Below are 15,191 nucleotides of genomic sequence, written 5' to 3'. Positions count from 1 at the left end.
CTTTCTGTTCCTAATTTGCTTAATGTGATGTGGGAAAGTAGGGTTCCTCGAAATTGAACACATACCCATATACATTGACTTGTGTTTGGCTCATTACAGCCAATTCAACTGCTGCTTTGAGGACTTTAAAGGAGAATACGTGCTTGTTATTCCTGTTTATTTTATTTAGTGCTGCTTTCAAATCCTCATATTCGGCTTTGCATTGAAGAATCTCTTCATTGGTTCCAGCTAAAATCTTCACATTAACATTGATGACATCGCCCTCTCCATTTGGAAATTCCATTCGCACAATACCGTTGCGGATGGGGTGAAAGGGGATATGTTCGGGCTCTATAGCTCTCATGCCCAATGTGTCCAGCTCAATTGATAAAAAAGATCTTATGCCTTCAAGCTGTGATTTGGGCAAGTCGATTAAAAAAATATATTCGCTTCTTCCTTTTTTCGTGATGGCTGGTATAGCGTGAACGCTTGAGGCACCGCGAGCCATCAACCCATCGATCAGATAAGGTAATGCCTCCCCTGTTATGCTATCTACGTTAACTATTAGGAGCATTGTTATCCCCTTGCTTCGCTGTTATTTACCTAATCAACTGCATCTTGCATATCTTTCGCTAAACGCACTGCAAGCTGGCTCACTTTATAGGCCTTCTCTTCAGCTCCAGGTATAGCGTTTGTGATGTTGGCTCCTTTTACAGCTTGTTTGGCAGCATCTTTTGGATCCAATTTGCCAGAGGAGGCAGCTACAGCAGCAGGTATGACCGCATTGACAGTGCAGCAACCAATGTACATTAACTCCTGAGCCACTGCTGATGCTACAGTTATGGGGATGGTCCACTCGGTTCTTCGATTAAGTACAACATCCGGCGTTACTTTATGAGATAAGCCTTCAATCTTAAACTCCTTGCCATCTACCGTGACAACTGCATCTATATCGGCATCGAACCCCCAGAAGGTTTGAGCGAAAGGATGGCCTCTGCGGGCTCCCCCTTTTAGCTTGCTGAACTTAATCGATATCTTTCGATTGAAAAAGCTGCTGAATATCATGCTCGAACGTTCCTCAACCTTCGTTAGCCTCTTGAGATCTATGTCATGGCATATTTCCTCAAGGGTCTTGCCTGCCTTGAGGCCATCCCATGTGTACTTGGCTATGCGGTACTCCATGTTGTAACGAATTCCCTGGGTTCCCTTAATGACTGCCTCCGTAACCGGGCCGCGCGTGAGTTGCTCTGCTTTGTGAGCTACCATATTTGCCGAAGCTGCGGCAATCTCTGGATCGATCCATTCATTAAGCTTCATGTCACGTATCATGTCCGCAGTTGCCTCGACATCTCCGCCAGTCTCAAGGAGCTTAATGGAAGCACATATGGAATCAGCTACAAGATGAGCAAGCGGGGGGTTAACGGGACCTGCTCCAAATCCTGCGCCAATCATGGGACCTTCCTGAAAGATCGCTATCATCTCGTTAAGGGTCATCATTCCGACTACGGTGGGTGCTCCAACATCCTTCAAGATCATTCCCATATCTCCAATTAACGTCGCTGTGTCGTATTCCTTCCCGGTTCCGCGCATATGAAGCTTTGGGGGAAGTCCGGCCGCTTCTGCAGCGCCCTTGCCGACAAGATATCCTGTTCCCTGGACAAAAAATTCGCCATATTCTTGACCTATCATTCCATCCGGATTAACTATTTCTAGAACAGCAGCTGCTGCGATTGCAGCCGAAAGCCATGGATTAGGGTTGATGCCAACACCTTGGTATGCTCTAAACATGGCCTCCACTCCTACTTTCGTCCCCTTTTTAGCTAGATCAACGTAAATCATATCCTCTCCTAAAACGCTATGACCATAAACGGCTCCACCTGCTACGAAGGGAGGGACAACTTCTCCGCTAAAACGACATATCTCGCCCTTGTCAATAGCTTCGTAAATTGCTTTAACTGCAGGAAAGCCTGAAACTTTGTTAGTTAGCTTAGAAGTGGGTATTGCTTGAACACCGGCTCTACATGCGCCGGCCTTAATCCTGGCCAACGAACCAAGCTTTCTGTTCCCAGCCGGGACTCCGGCTCTCGACGCTGTTCCCATGAGATTTAAGAACGCTGCAACAATGAGGGCAGCGTTTGCTGCATCAGCACCAGCCTCTTTGGCCGCTTTTATCCCAGCTTCTACTATTGCATCCACTGGTAGATATTCCATATTAGCGTCTGAAAGCTTTATGCTGCGCCCCTGAAGGATTTCTTTGACTACTACGTTAGCTACACTATACACAGCGAGATTGAGCATTCCATGTCCTCTCGTGAGTGCTTCAAGACGATCGCTGGTCTCATTTTCGACGAAGGTATTTGCCGCCATAATTGCTGAACCTATCTCCTTTTGCATTTCTGTTACACCTCCTATTTTTTGGTTGACGAATCTCTTTGCGTTATTTCCTTAACTTTAAGTATATTGAAATTGATACTCATTTATGATTTTATCAAGAGGAGTTGCTATGTCAATATATGGGAGGCTCTATTCAATGGTTAGTGCGAAAACTTACCGGTGATGAGAATCCAAAAGAATAGTTCCTTCGCTTCGGTATTATAGATATTGATATTCATTATCTATAAAGTATAATATACAGCGTTTGCTTTATGAGGAACGAAAAGGAGTTTCTTGTGTTTTTTCCTCACGGAGAGTCATGTATGTTTGGATCAGGATAATCAATTGGGAACGAAGGAGGAATTCGTTATGAATGAAGACCACGATAGTGCGCCAATCGCCAAAGCCAAGAAAGTGGGAGTGGATCATGTATTGGCTATAGGAAGTGGCAAAGGGGGCGTTGGAAAAAGCTCTGTTACTGCTCTGTTAGCTGTAGCTTTACAGCGACAAGGATTTAAGGTAGGTATTCTGGACGCAGACCTCACAGGGCCATCCATTCCAAAACTTTTAGGGGTGGATGGAATGCCTAAGACTGCTTTTTCCAGCTTAATTCCACCGGTTTCGCCAAATCTTGGGATCCGCGTAATGTCCGTAAATCTTCTCCTAGATGATCCGTACAAACCTGTGATATGGAGAGGACCCCTCATAGCAAACGTTATAAAGCAATTTTGGGAAGATGTGATGTGGGAAGAGATTGACTATCTGTTGGTAGACTTGCCGCCTGGCACTTCTGATGCTCCCCTCACGATCATGCAACTATTGCCTTTAGATGGTTTTTTGGCTGTCACATCACCCCAGTCCCTTTCGGCCATGGTTGTAATTAAGGCAGTGAACATGGCTAACATGTTGTCCATACCAGTTTTGGGTGCAGTGGAAAATATGAGTTATGCCATATGTCCTTACTGTCATCAGGCGTGGGAGCCCTTCGGTTCTAGCCACTCGGAAGAGTTGGAAGAACATAACATCCCTATTTTGGCTAAACTGCCCATAGATCCGTCAATTGCCAAACTTGGAGATGAAGGCAAGCTTGAAACCTACGATAACGCGGAGGTGATGCAGAGTCTCCTAGCTATCGCAACAAATAAGTAACGATGGACGCGACTCCTTATATTCTGAATTGCAAGATAATTTTATTTGCTTGACATGTCTCTGCGATCAAATTAGAATGATCGGAAATTTACCGCTAGAAGGAGGGGAAACGCAGATGTTACGTCAGGACGTAGTATGCATGGAATTGGTCCTAGTGCTAGTTCTAATAATTATAAGCTGCGGGTCCCCTCCCGGAGCATAGGGCTCTTATTACCCTTAGCTTCCAAGGTCGGGACCCGTAGCATAAATGGGCCCCGACCTTTTTTATTTGTTTTACATGAAGGGAGGTGAAAGCAGTGAAGTATGTCATAGGTGTTTTGTCAGAAGATAAGCCGGGTGTATTGTCAAGGATAGCAGCCCTAATAGCACGAAGAGGATACAACGTGGAGAGCTTAAGCGTGGGTCATAGCCATATCGAGGGAATTTCCCGATTTACCATGGTTGTAGAAGGCGACGAAAGGGTTGTCGACCAGATTGTGAAGCAGCTGGATAAATTAATAGAGATAGTGGAGGTGAGAAATTTGAGCCAGGCTCCCTATGTGGAACGTTGGATCATGTTGATAAAGGTTTCGGCTCCATTGGAGATCAGGCCTCATGTGCTTCAAACGGCCGAAGCCTTTCGAGGAAAAGCTGTAGATGTGGGCGGAGATGCCTTGGTCTTCGAGGTCACCGGAGACAAGGGCAAAGTTGAAGCCTTCTTGTCTGCCATGAGGCCTTTCGGGATTCTGGAAGTAGCTTCAAGCGGAGCCGTGGCAATGCAGCGCGTGGGATTTGAAGGCAAAGTTTCAGGCCGATGCGAAGAGTATGAATTGAAACTGGCATAAAATTTTGCACGACTAATATTAAGGAGGAATAGAATATGGCAAGGGTTTATTATGACGGAGATGCTGACATAAAAGTTTTGGCTAATAAAAAGGTCGCAGTATTGGGTTACGGAAGCCAAGGCCATGCCCATGCGCAGAACTTGCGGGACAGTGGTCTGAGCGTAGTGGTTGGCCTTCACAAAGGGAGTTCTTCTATAGAAAGGGCACGCCAGGATGGCTTGGAGGTGCGAGATGTGGAAGAGGCGGTGGCCATGAGCGACCTGGTCGTCTTTCTAGTTCCCGACCACATCCAGGCTAAAATCTACAAAGAACAAGTGGCTCCTAACCTAAAAGATGGAGCAGCGCTGGTTTTCGCCCACGGTTTTACCATTCATTTTCATCAGATCATACCCCCTTCCACCGTAGACGTCTTCATGGTCGCTCCCAAAAGCCCTGGGCATCTGCTGCGTAGAACCTATCAGGAAGGAAAGGGCGTTCCTGCGCTATTTGCAGTTCATCAGAATGCGTCGGGTTCGACCAGAGAGATGGCTTTAGCTTATGCCTGTGCTTTAGGTTGCGGACGGGCAGGTTTGATTGAGACAACTTTTGCCGAGGAGACGGAAACGGATCTATTTGGAGAACAGGGTGTCCTCTGCGGTGGAGTGACGGAGTTGGTCAAAGCAGGTTTCGATACCCTGGTCGAGGCCGGATATCAGCCGGAAATTGCTTATTTCGAATGTTTGAACGAGCTTAAGCTGATAGTGGACATGATGTATGAGGGAGGGCTGTCTTGGATGCGCTATTCGGTGAGCGATACGGCCAAATATGGGGACATGGTAGCAGGTAAGAAAGTTATTGACTCGAAAGTCAGAGAGACGATGAAGGAGCTTTTGAAAAACATTCAAGAGGGCAGCTTTGCTAAAGACTGGATACTTGAAAATCAATGCAACAGGCCTCAAATGAGAGCTTGGCAGCAGAGGGAGAAAAATCACCTTATAGAAAGGGTCGGCTTTGAACTTAGAAAGATGATGCCCTGGCTCGATGCCAAAAAAGCTCCGGAAAATTAAAAAAGGAGATGTCGAATGATGAGTGACGATCGTGTGAGAGTATTCGATACGACGCTTAGAGATGGAGAGCAGTCGCCGGGAATAAATTTAAATTCGCAGGAAAAGCTCCACATTGCCTATCAATTGGCTGCCTTAGGCGTAGATATCATAGAAGCCGGTTTCCCTGCCGCTTCACCGGGAGACGCAGAAGCCGTCCGACTTATAGCTGAAAAGGTTAAAGGTCCTATCATAGCAGGATTGTCTAGGACAAGAAGAGAAGATATAAGGGCTGCCTTTGAGTCGGTAAAATGTGGAGAGCGTCCGCGCATTCACGTGTTCATAGCCACAAGCGATATCCATATGCAATATAAGCTCAAGATGACGAGGGAAGAAGTGTTGGAAGAAATTCGTTCCGCTGTAAGTTATGCCAAAAGCCTCGTTGCCGACGTGGAATTTTCCGCTGAGGATGGCAGCAGGTCCGACCCCGAATTTCTGATAGAAGCCTTCAAGGTCGCAGCAGATTGCGGGGCAACCACTTTGAACTTGCCCGATACCGTAGGATACGCCATACCCGAAGAATTTGGAGATTTCTTTTCTAGGGTGATGAAGGGCGTAGGCAGAGAAGATGTAATATGGTCGGTTCACTGTCATGATGACCTGGGCTTGGCCGTGGCAAATTCCCTGGCTGCAGTTAAGGCGGGGGCAAGACAGGTAGAGTGCACAATAAACGGAATAGGCGAACGCGCCGGCAACGCTTCACTGGAAGAAATTGTCATGGCCTTGCGTACCAGAAAAGAGTACTTTGGAACCGAGACAGGCATAAACACTACTCACCTTTATCCCACTAGCAGGCTTGTGTCTCGATTGACGGGTTTCGTCGTACCTCCCAATAAAGCAGTCGTGGGAGATAACGCCTTTTCTCATGAGGCCGGAATACATCAGCACGGTGTCTTATGCGATAAGAGGACATACGAGATCATGAGACCTCGGGACGTAGGAGCTCCCGACACTAAATTGGTGTTGGGAAAGCATTCCGGGAGACACGCCTTTTCGGAGAGGATAAAAGGCCTCGGATATCATTTAAACGAAGAAGAGATGGCAAAGGCCTTCGTGTTATTCAAGGATTTATGCGATAAAAAGGGGATCGTCAGCGACGGCGATATTGAAGCTTTGGTCGTGGACGAAATTCTTGGAGGCGCAACGAAGAAGACCTTTGAGTTGAGGGATTTCATGGTCAATGTAGGAGCGGGCGGCAGGGGATCTGCTACCGTGGTGATTTCCGACGGCGAAAGGACTGTGAGCGATGCCGCCACAGGCAACGGCCCTGTTGATGCAGCTTACAAGGCGATAAAAAGGATAATAAACATCGAACCGGAGTTGGTCAGCTACAAGATTTCCGCAGTCAGCGAGCGTTCCGATGCAGTGGGAGAAGCGGTGGTAGTTGTGAAATTAAAGGGCGTGTTGGCCCAAGGAAGAGGAGCGAGCACCGACGTCATAGAGGCGAGCATAAAGGCCTATTTAAACGCCGTAAATCGACTGGTCCAAATTGCGGAGGCTAGAGGGATTAACATCTTTCCGCAGTATGTGAGCACGGTGTAATGTCGAGGAGAGGGGGTGGGGAAGATGGCCCATGATGCTAAAATGACGTATCGTATCGGGCTTTTGCCGGGAGATGGCATAGGGAAAGACGTGATTGCTGAGGCGCGAAAGGTCGTTGAAACTGCTGCAAGTTCGTTTGGTTTTTCCGTGGAGTGGAGGAAATTTCCCTACGGGGCCGAACACTACTTGAATACAGGAGAGATCTTGCCGGACGAAGCGTTGGAAGAGATGCAGCAGTGCTGCGCGCTGCTGCAGGGAGCCATAGGAGATCCCAGGGTTCCTCCGGGTGTCCTTGAACGGGGAATATTGCTGAAGACGAGGTTTCATTTCGATCAATACGTTAATTTGAGGCCTGCCTCAACCTATCCCAATGTTCCTACGCCTTTGAAGAAGGGAGAGGATATGGATATAGTTGTGGTCAGAGAAAACACCGAAGACCTTTACGTAGGTTTGGGCTTTCTTTCTAACGAAGAGATCGAGGCAACGGTGGATATGAAGAGACCTTCATATAAATTAAAGGGAGCCCTTTCCCTAAAAGTTGATCCTTCCATGAAATTTGCTGCACAGTTGGCTTTGGCTACGGAAATGGGCGTTAGGCGCATTACGCGCTATGCCTGCAACTTGGCCCGTCGCAGAAAGGCAAGCGAAATAGTGCTAGCGACGAAATCAAACGCCGTGAAAGAGCTGTACGGCTTTTGGGAAGAAATAGCGAAAGAGGAGACCTCAAAAGAGGGGATATCGCTTAAACTGGTCAATGTAGATGCCCTCTGTTATCAGCTTGCAAGAGATCCCTCGGGATATGGCGTGATCTTATGTCCAAATTTGTTTGGCGACATCGTAAGCGATCTCCTGGCGGGACTTACGGGCGGGTTGGGTTTGTCGCCCAGCGCAAACATAGGAGATGGCCTATCGATGTTCGAGCCGGTTCATGGTTCTGCGCCCGATATAGCCGGTACAGGAAGGGCAAATCCCTTAGCTGCCATATTGTCGGCAGGTTTAATGCTTGAACATCTTGCACAAGCCGAGGCGTCCGAAGCCGTAAAAAATGCTGTTTTGGAATATTTAAGGGCCTTTCCGCGGCAAAGACATCCTATAGAGCTTGGTGGTGAGGCGACAACTTCAGAAGTCGGAGACACGGTTGCCTCAATTATCCAAAGGATGTGAGTTAAATGCGTTTGACAGGGGCACAGATGATAATTAAGGCGTTGGAAGAAGAGGCCGTGGAGACGGTGTTCGGATACCCTGGAGGGACAGTAATTCCGCTTTATGATGCCCTATACGATTCAAAGATAAGACACGTATTGATGCGCCATGAACAAGCGGTAGGGCATGCGGCCGACGGATATGCGAGGGTAAGGGGAAAACCGGGCGTCTGTTTCGTTACGTCGGGACCCGGTGCTACCAATATAGTGACTCCCTTGGCTTCGGCCTATATGGATTCCATTCCTGTGGTCGTGATCGCCGGCCAGGTAGCTACGAAGGTGATGGGAACTGATGCATTTCAGGAGGCCGATATCTTTGGCTGTTCCATGTCAATGGTGAAGCACAGCTTTTTGGTAAAAAGCGCTTCTGAAATTCCAAAGGCGGTGCGTGGGGCCTTTTACATCGCCACAACAGGAAGGCCGGGTCCCGTTTTGATAGTTTTGCCCGTGGACGTTCAAAACGAGGAAGGAGAGTTTGTCTATCCTCCCAAGTTAGAATTTCCGGGATATCATCCCGAAAGGAACGAGGATCTTACGATGTGGGGCGATGTGGTTGAGGCCATCAATAAAGCCGAACGGCCCTTGTTGCTTCTTGGGGGAGGGGTTATACACTCCCGAGCAAGCGCAGCATTTAGCAGCTTTATCGATGAATTCAGGATGCCTGTGGCTACCACTCTCATGGGCAAAGGGGCCTATCCAGAAGGAAATTTTTTGTCCTTGGGCATGGCCGGAATGCACGGGCGCCCTGCGGCCAATAGGGCGATCCTGGAAGCCGATCTGGTCATTGGGGTAGGAACACGTTTTTCCGACAGGACGACGGGTAGAGCAACCCGCTTTGCTCCAAATGCAAAGATCATACATATCGATGTCGATCCTGCGGAAATCAACAAGAACATAAGAGCGTCTCACTTTCTGATAGGCGATGCAGGAAAGATTATATCGAGTTTGCATAGGGAAATTAAAGCTCGCGACCGTTCCACCTGGCTCAAGGACATAGAGAAATTTAAACAGGAGGAACTATGCGACGATGACAGCTCTTACATAACTCCTCGCGTCCTTTTGATGTCTCTTAGAAAAATGGTCGAACCTCAACAAATAGTCTCCACTGAGGTGGGACAAAACCAGATGTGGGCTGCCCTTCACTGGCAGGTAAAGTTTCCAGGAACCTTTTTGTCTTCCGGAGGTCTTGGGACTATGGGATACGGCCTTCCTGCTGCAATTGGTGCGGCCTTTGCCCTTTTAGACCGACCCGTCCTTTGTATTTCCGGTGACGGAAGCTTTTTGATGAACGTACAGGAGCTCGAGACTTGCGTCAGATATAATTTGCCCGTCAAGCTGATTGTCATAAACAATTCCAGCCTTGGCATGGTAAGGCAATGGCAAGAGCTGTTCTGGAACGAAAGGTATTCGGCCACCAATGAAGCGCCGTCGCGCTCGCTGGTGGAAATAGCAAGAGGGTTTGGAGTGAAGGGCTATCGAATTGAACGTTCTCATGAGATCAGCTCTACACTTCAAATGGCATTAAGTCAAGAAGGGCCTACATTGGTGGAATGCATTGTTCCTACGAAGGAGAAGGTCTTCCCGATGGTTCCCCCGGGCGGCGGGATGGACGAAATGATCCTTGAAGCTTGAGAATCCACAAATTGATGCCAACCAAATTGCTTCGTAATCGAAAAAATAAGCTCCCACTCATGGCTTGGGGTGGGAGCTTATCGGGTGTTTAAGCATGCCTTAAGTAACGTTTCGCCTGAAGATCCATTTGTCGCTTCCGTTGAGCAGAGCAGGTATGCTCACAAGATCTCCTTCTTTGCCGCTGAGAGAAAAGGTCTTTTCGACTGTCCTTATGGTGTTGCCGTTGTTGTCCAAAACTTCCACTTTTATCTTATGTTTGCCGTAGCCAACCAAGATGGCCAGATCGGCCCTGTTTTTCTTGAGGTCTAACTGGATTTCGTCATCGAAAGTAACCCTAACTGGACCCTCTGCTTCGTATACGACGTCACCCAGAGTATAATTTTTATTTTCTACGATCAGTTGGAAGCCCTTGCCGATTCGATATAAGAATATGCTTATTACGATTAGCAGAACGACGAGGCCAATTTGCATAATAAGGCGTTTCTTCAAATTTATTACCCCCTCCGGGAAAAATTGCATGGGACGTACATCTTCTTACGCTTCGCCCCTAAACATGCGCCTTGCATATGCCCGTTCCTGAGCGCGGCGCCACTCGTATATAGCCAGAGCCAAAGCGACAACCCCATAAGAGACGAAAACTCGGAAGTATTCTCCAAGCTGTGCTTGTCCTATTAGGTATTTGCCGGCCATGGGCGATACGACGAACATGAGGTGGAATAACACGACTCCTACGAAGACGTTGGGTAGAGTTGCCTTCGCTACACTTGCTCCTCCTACCAACAGCGCTGCGATGGCGAACATCCCAGCCTGTTCATGGCTGTTATAAGTGTTGAGGGTGCCTATGTTTTGTAAAAATATTATCTGTCCGTAAGCTGCCAACACCGTCGAAATCACTATAGAGATCAATCTGGTGCGCTCTACGGCAATGCCCGCCGAACGAGCCACTTCCATATCTTGGCCGACAGCTCGCATATCCTGCCCTAGCTTGGTGCGACGGAACCATACTATAAAGGCGCTGAATATGGCAATAACGATGAAAGTTCCCAGGGGGACTTTAACGCCATGAATTGTAACTGGAATAAAATAGTCCAGGCAGTTCCTGATGCCCAAGAGATTGACGGCGTTCCTGATGCCATAGCCTCTGGAAAGCACCAGTTCCGGGCTGCGTATTGGTATTAAATATCCGAAAAAGTAGAGTACGACCAGTTGATAGAGGCCATTTACGAAGAACCCCAATATATAGGAAGTGACCATTTCTCTTCCCTTGGCACGATTTAGTATAGTACCGCACATCCACCCCAGGGCTATCGCCAGGGGAGTTGCTATTATGGCGGCCAAGGCCATTCCCGGAATACCCAATATCTTCCAGTCGGTAATGAGTATCAGCCCTATTTGTCCGGCCATTGCACCTAGCACCATGCCAAAATTCAGGCCCATGCCTGCTATGATCGGTATCAGAAGGGAAAGCACCAGAAAAGAGTTTCTCGCCAGGCGAATTAGCATCTCCTGTATCAGGTAGTTCGCCGAAAATTGCGAAATTGGTATGGCAAAGGCTGACAACAGTATAAAAAGAATTGGCACGATGTTTGTCATCAAAAATCTTTTTATTGTAAATTTAGCCTCTCTCTTTTTCATCGCGATTTCACCCTTACTCCCCTTGTCAATGCATAGAGGATCATACCGTTGGATGCGATGATCCTAATTACCTCCGACATATCCGTCTGCAGCATGCTATTAATTACGGAAGGCGTCATCGTTAATATGCCTTGAAATAGGAACGTGCCGATCACGACATGCGTTAGAGTGGCTCTATTGATCGAGGCACCGCCGAGCAGGATGGCTGCCACCGACGGGAAGGCCATAAAGAAGGGTCCCATGTAAAGCTGAATGAATCCGAAGCTCTGTTCGTAAACGATTATTCCTATAGCTCCAAGCAGCGTGGACAACATTACAGATATCGTTCGCATTCTGTCTATGTTTATCCCAGCGGCTCGGGCAAAGTCGGGATTGGCGCCGACAGCCGATATGGCAGTACCCATTTTGGTGCGAAAGAACATCCATATAAGCAGGGACATAAGGGCAAAAAACAATATGGTGCCGGTGGGGATGTAGAAAAATTCGCCGATCCTTATCGAAAGGAAATTGTTAAGAACGCCGCCCCAATATTCTTGAACGCTAATCGTGGTTCGAAGGCCTTTCCCTGCGTATCCCCATACCATAGTGGGGTTATTATAAGGCAAAAGCAACCACATTATGCACATGAAAGCGACGGAGGAAAAGCCAACATAGGTCGCTATCATCATCTCTCCGCCCTTGACCCTGTTCAAAAGCTGTCCGTAACCCCAACCAAATATGAGAGCGAATGGCGTGGCCAAGGCGATTGCCATGAAAAAACCAAGAAATCCGACAGCGTTGAACTCTAGGCTCATCGTTGCACCTAGAAGCCCAGCTATGATTCCAAGAGGCAATCCAAAATTGAGCCCGCAACCGGATTGTATCATTGGAACCATGGCTAAAACCAATACGCCGTTCATACCAAATCTTACCAAGGTATCGCTTATGGAAGAGTCAAGTCGGACGTTTACGAATGGCGCTATGACGAAGAGGGCCAACAAAAAGAGAGCGATGATGGCACGAGGCCACCCAATGTCAATGATGAATTTTTTTATCCTATCCAACTGAGATCACACCTTCCTCGTTTGATGCCTTAGCCCCCATCAGGAGAAGGCCAAACTCTGAGCTGTCGCTTGAAGCGGGAAGTATGCCCGCAATTTTTCCTTCGTGAACTATTGCTATACGATCGCAGATGGCACGCATTTCTTCGAGCTCGGAGGAGGTCACTACAATTGTGGTCCCGTGTTGCCTGTTGCGCTGATATATCATATCGAGAACAAGTTTTTTCGCTCCAATATCGATACCCCTTGTGGGCTCGGATACGAAAAGCAGCTTCGGGTCAAGGGCGAAAGCCCTGGCCAGACATACCTTCTGCTGGTTTCCTCCTGAGAGCTCCTTGACCTTTTGGTTTTCGTGAACGCATCTGATTGCAAGCATCTCTATGTATTGTTTCGCTGCCTTTACGATCTCTTGATCGTTCCTCCACTTTACGAGACCGCCCAGGTAAGTTTTGAGATATGCGTCGTGTATTTGCATCGCGGTAAAGACTATATTAAACGCAATTCCCTCATCGAGGATCAACCCCACTCCTCGCCTGTCTTCGGATACGAAACCGATCCCCTTTTTTAAGGGAACGGCGGGATTGTTCAAAGGCAGTTCATCTCCTTGAAAGGTGACCTTTCCGCCTGACGGGAAAAGCCCCATTATTCCGTTTGCTATTCCGAGTTTCCCCTGACCTGCCAAACCACCAATGCCCAATATTTCACCCTCGTATACCTCGAGATTGACGTCCCTCACAGTTTCGCCGGGCATGTCTACCCAGAGATGTTCGACTGTTAAAATCGGCTTTGTAAAGGCCCTATCCTCTCCGGTCCTTTGAGTCAAACCTTCAATTCGGCGCCCTACCATTGCACTTGCTATCTCGCGCAGGTTTGTTTCGTTGGCCTTTTTCTCGAGGGTTATCTCTCCATCTCTCAAGACGACGATGCGATCGCATGCTTCTAATACTTCCTGCAGCCTGTGAGATATGAATATGATGCCTATTCCTTGAGATGCCAGGCGTCTCATGGCATCGAGCAATATCTTTGCCTCTGATTCGGTTAGTACGGCAGTAGGCTCGTCCAATACCAGTAATTTGGTGTTTTCCTTTTCAATTTCTCGTGCTATCTCGGTGAACTGCTTGTGTCCTACGGGCATTTCGGAGACAATCATGTCCGGATCCAGGGAAAGCCCTAATCTTCCGATAGCGTTTGTGGCTCTGGATTTGATCTTTGGGTAATCTAAAGTTGCAAGCCTTTCGCCAAATATTTCTACCAAAAAGTTATACATGGTGGACTCTCTGTTGAGAACGATATTTTCTGCGGCAGTGAACCCCGGTATTAGTGAAAATTCTTGGTGCACCATTCCGATGCCGGCATCAAGAGCCTGTAACGGGCTGGTAAAGTGCATCTCTTGGTCCTCAAGATAGATTTTCCCCTCGAAGCCCCCTGTTTCAAATATGATGGGCAGGCCGAAAAGTATGTTCATTAAAGTGGATTTCCCGGCACCGTTTTCGCCAACCAGGCCTAATATTTCCCCTCTTTCGAGAGTGATATTGACATTCCGCAATACCTTGTTCTCGAAAAAGGACTTGGTAATACCTTGCATTTTAAGCAGCGTTGAAGACATTCAATTCACCTCTTACTCCTTTAACATGAGCACAAGATTGCAGAGGGGAAGCCCCGCTTCCCCTCTGGTTAACACTGATTTACATGCCTTTTACAGAGAATCACTTACTTAATGGTTAGATATTTCTCCGGAACTTCAACCTTGGTCATCTCGAGGAAGCCCTTGCCAAAGACATATGTATCTTGGTACACCAACATGTGATTTGTCTTTTCTATGCCGGTGTTGAGGTCCACGTAATAACCGCAGTTCCACGTAGCGCCGGGAGTGAATTTTTCATAGCAGGCTGCGAGGTCTTCCAAGGATATCTCGGCCTTTCCATCGAGGATGCGTATTGCCAGCTCACCTAATCCTGCAGTAGTCGTATAACCGTAGGAGTAAACCCAGGTCCCCAATCGTCCGGATGCACCTTTTTCAATGATTACCTCTTCGATCTTCTTGGTGATGGCCAGAAAATCGCCCTTCTCGGCAGAGAGGTCAATTCCCAATGCTCCGGGGTATCCCATCAGAGGCGAAGGCAGATCGGCTTCTACGAAGTATCCGCCGTGAGCGACTATTTGCCTGATCAACGGTTCGGTGTGGGCGTCGTTGGTGCAGAAAAAGGCAGTATTGGGTCCGTATTTTTCAAGCCATGCCGGAACTTTTTCGAGTATAAACTGCTGTGCTCCCGCTACTCCCACATCGCTTACGGGATCCGGAGCCGTCTCGAAGTGGAATTTAAGGCCTATGTCGTTACATGCTGCTTCCATTATGTTGCGCCTTCTCGATAGCAGTTCGTAGCTCATATGACGAGGGAAGGATATGTGGACGAAGTCGGTAGCCCCTATCTTCTTGGCGGCAAGAGGTATTAGGTAACCTCTGTAGATGTTGTGTACGTTGATCGCAAGGTCGGCTACTGATTCGATAACTCCGGGGTCTTCGTGTGCTTCTCCGGCGAAGCAAAGGATATCAGGCCTTCTTTCCTTTACGCGCCTAAATGCCTCGGTGGTTCCGGGAATGGCTTGGTTGACGATGATTGCCTTCATTAAGGGATCATCGGAAAGCCCGGCAATCTGGCTAATAGTAGTTTCCATCTCCTGCATGAAATTGTCCGGGTAGGTGATATGTTGAATGATACCTCCGCTGGCTAC

Annotated in this window: 13 protein-coding genes; 6 read left to right on the top strand and 7 right to left on the bottom strand. The window is 47.9% G+C overall.

Features of this window, described 5'->3' with window-relative positions:
- Positions 1-19: 19 nt before the first annotated feature.
- A complete protein-coding gene (larC, locus tag B3N34_RS07535) occupies positions 20-553 on the bottom strand; it encodes a nickel insertion protein (RefSeq protein ID WP_286976426.1) in 534 nt (177 codons plus the stop codon).
- Positions 554-582: 29 nt separating this feature from the next.
- A complete protein-coding gene (locus B3N34_RS07530) occupies positions 583-2,373 on the bottom strand; it encodes a hypothetical protein (RefSeq protein ID WP_286976424.1) in 1,791 nt (596 codons plus the stop codon).
- Positions 2,374-2,721: 348 nt separating this feature from the next.
- On the opposite strand from B3N34_RS07530, the gene B3N34_RS07525 reads away from it, so the two are divergent.
- The 6 genes from B3N34_RS07525 (at position 2,722) to ilvB (ending at position 9,783) form a co-directional block, all read left to right on the top strand.
- Positions 2,722-3,501 (top strand): Mrp/NBP35 family ATP-binding protein, encoded by a 780-nt coding sequence (locus B3N34_RS07525; protein ID WP_286976421.1) that lies wholly within the window; start codon positions 2,722-2,724, stop codon positions 3,499-3,501.
- A 296-nt stretch (positions 3,502-3,797) separates the two neighbouring features.
- Positions 3,798-4,325, top strand: a complete 528-nt coding sequence (ilvN, locus tag B3N34_RS07520; protein WP_040348260.1) for an acetolactate synthase small subunit — start codon at positions 3,798-3,800, stop codon at positions 4,323-4,325.
- Positions 4,326-4,360: 35 nt separating this feature from the next.
- Complete coding sequence (ilvC, locus tag B3N34_RS07515) at positions 4,361-5,371, top strand: ketol-acid reductoisomerase (protein ID WP_286976419.1); 1,011 nt, start codon at positions 4,361-4,363, stop codon at positions 5,369-5,371.
- Positions 5,372-5,389: 18 nt separating this feature from the next.
- A complete protein-coding gene (locus tag B3N34_RS07510) occupies positions 5,390-6,949 on the top strand; it encodes a 2-isopropylmalate synthase (RefSeq protein ID WP_286976417.1) in 1,560 nt (519 codons plus the stop codon).
- Between the two features lie 24 nt (positions 6,950-6,973).
- Positions 6,974-8,113: an isocitrate/isopropylmalate dehydrogenase family protein gene (locus B3N34_RS07505; RefSeq protein WP_286976415.1), complete on the top strand. Its 1,140-nt coding sequence runs from the start codon at positions 6,974-6,976 to the stop codon at positions 8,111-8,113.
- Positions 8,114-8,118: 5 nt separating this feature from the next.
- Positions 8,119-9,783: a biosynthetic-type acetolactate synthase large subunit gene (gene ilvB / locus B3N34_RS07500; protein WP_286976412.1), complete on the top strand. Its 1,665-nt coding sequence runs from the start codon at positions 8,119-8,121 to the stop codon at positions 9,781-9,783.
- A 99-nt stretch (positions 9,784-9,882) separates the two neighbouring features.
- Here ilvB and B3N34_RS07495 read toward each other — a convergent pair whose 3' ends face one another.
- The 5 genes from B3N34_RS07495 to B3N34_RS07475 form a co-directional block, all read right to left on the bottom strand.
- Positions 9,883-10,272, bottom strand: a complete 390-nt coding sequence (locus B3N34_RS07495; protein WP_286976409.1) for a DUF6672 family protein — start codon at positions 10,270-10,272, stop codon at positions 9,883-9,885.
- Between the two features lie 45 nt (positions 10,273-10,317).
- On the bottom strand, positions 10,318-11,418 hold the full coding sequence (locus B3N34_RS07490) for an ABC transporter permease (protein ID WP_213698576.1): 1,101 nt from the start codon (positions 11,416-11,418) through the stop codon (positions 10,318-10,320).
- Entirely contained in the window at positions 11,415-12,461 is a 1,047-nt protein-coding gene (locus tag B3N34_RS07485) for an ABC transporter permease subunit (protein WP_286976405.1), read from the bottom strand. The genes B3N34_RS07490 and B3N34_RS07485 overlap by 4 nt, the downstream gene beginning before the upstream one ends.
- Positions 12,454-14,064 carry a sugar ABC transporter ATP-binding protein gene (locus tag B3N34_RS07480; RefSeq protein WP_286976404.1) on the bottom strand — a complete coding sequence of 537 codons (1,611 nt, stop codon included), beginning with the start codon at positions 14,062-14,064 and terminating at the stop codon, positions 12,454-12,456. Before B3N34_RS07480 ends, B3N34_RS07485 begins: the two co-directional genes overlap by 8 nt.
- 104 nt (positions 14,065-14,168) lie before the next feature.
- Positions 14,169-15,191 (bottom strand): DUF3798 domain-containing protein (locus tag B3N34_RS07475; RefSeq protein WP_286976402.1); only part of this gene is annotated, 1,023 nt, incomplete at its 5' end.

Origin of the sequence: Acetomicrobium sp. UBA5826 (assembly GCF_002433005.1) — a bacterium.
GTDB lineage: Bacteria > Synergistota > Synergistia > Synergistales > Acetomicrobiaceae > Acetomicrobium.
Note: the sequence above shows the minus strand (reverse complement) of the source record. Positions and strands in the feature narration are given on the sequence as shown.

Bases quoted from the DNA above. Each gene is read 5' to 3' on its own strand.
- B3N34_RS07505 (WP_286976415.1), top strand. From the start codon at position 6,974: ATGGCCCATGATGCTAAAATGACGTATCGTATCGGGCTTTTGCCGGGA.
- B3N34_RS07525 (WP_286976421.1), top strand. From the start codon at position 2,722: ATGAATGAAGACCACGATAGTGCGCCAATCGCCAAAGCCAAGAAAGTG.
- larC (WP_286976426.1), bottom strand. From the start codon at position 553: ATGCTCCTAATAGTTAACGTAGATAGCATAACAGGGGAGGCATTACCT.
- B3N34_RS07530 (WP_286976424.1), bottom strand. From the start codon at position 2,373: ATGCAAAAGGAGATAGGTTCAGCAATTATGGCGGCAAATACCTTCGTC.
- B3N34_RS07510 (WP_286976417.1), top strand. From the start codon at position 5,390: ATGAGTGACGATCGTGTGAGAGTATTCGATACGACGCTTAGAGATGGA.
- ilvC (WP_286976419.1), top strand. From the start codon at position 4,361: ATGGCAAGGGTTTATTATGACGGAGATGCTGACATAAAAGTTTTGGCT.
- B3N34_RS07490 (WP_213698576.1), bottom strand. From the start codon at position 11,418: ATGAAAAAGAGAGAGGCTAAATTTACAATAAAAAGATTTTTGATGACA.
- B3N34_RS07480 (WP_286976404.1), bottom strand. From the start codon at position 14,064: ATGTCTTCAACGCTGCTTAAAATGCAAGGTATTACCAAGTCCTTTTTC.
- ilvB (WP_286976412.1), top strand. From the start codon at position 8,119: ATGCGTTTGACAGGGGCACAGATGATAATTAAGGCGTTGGAAGAAGAG.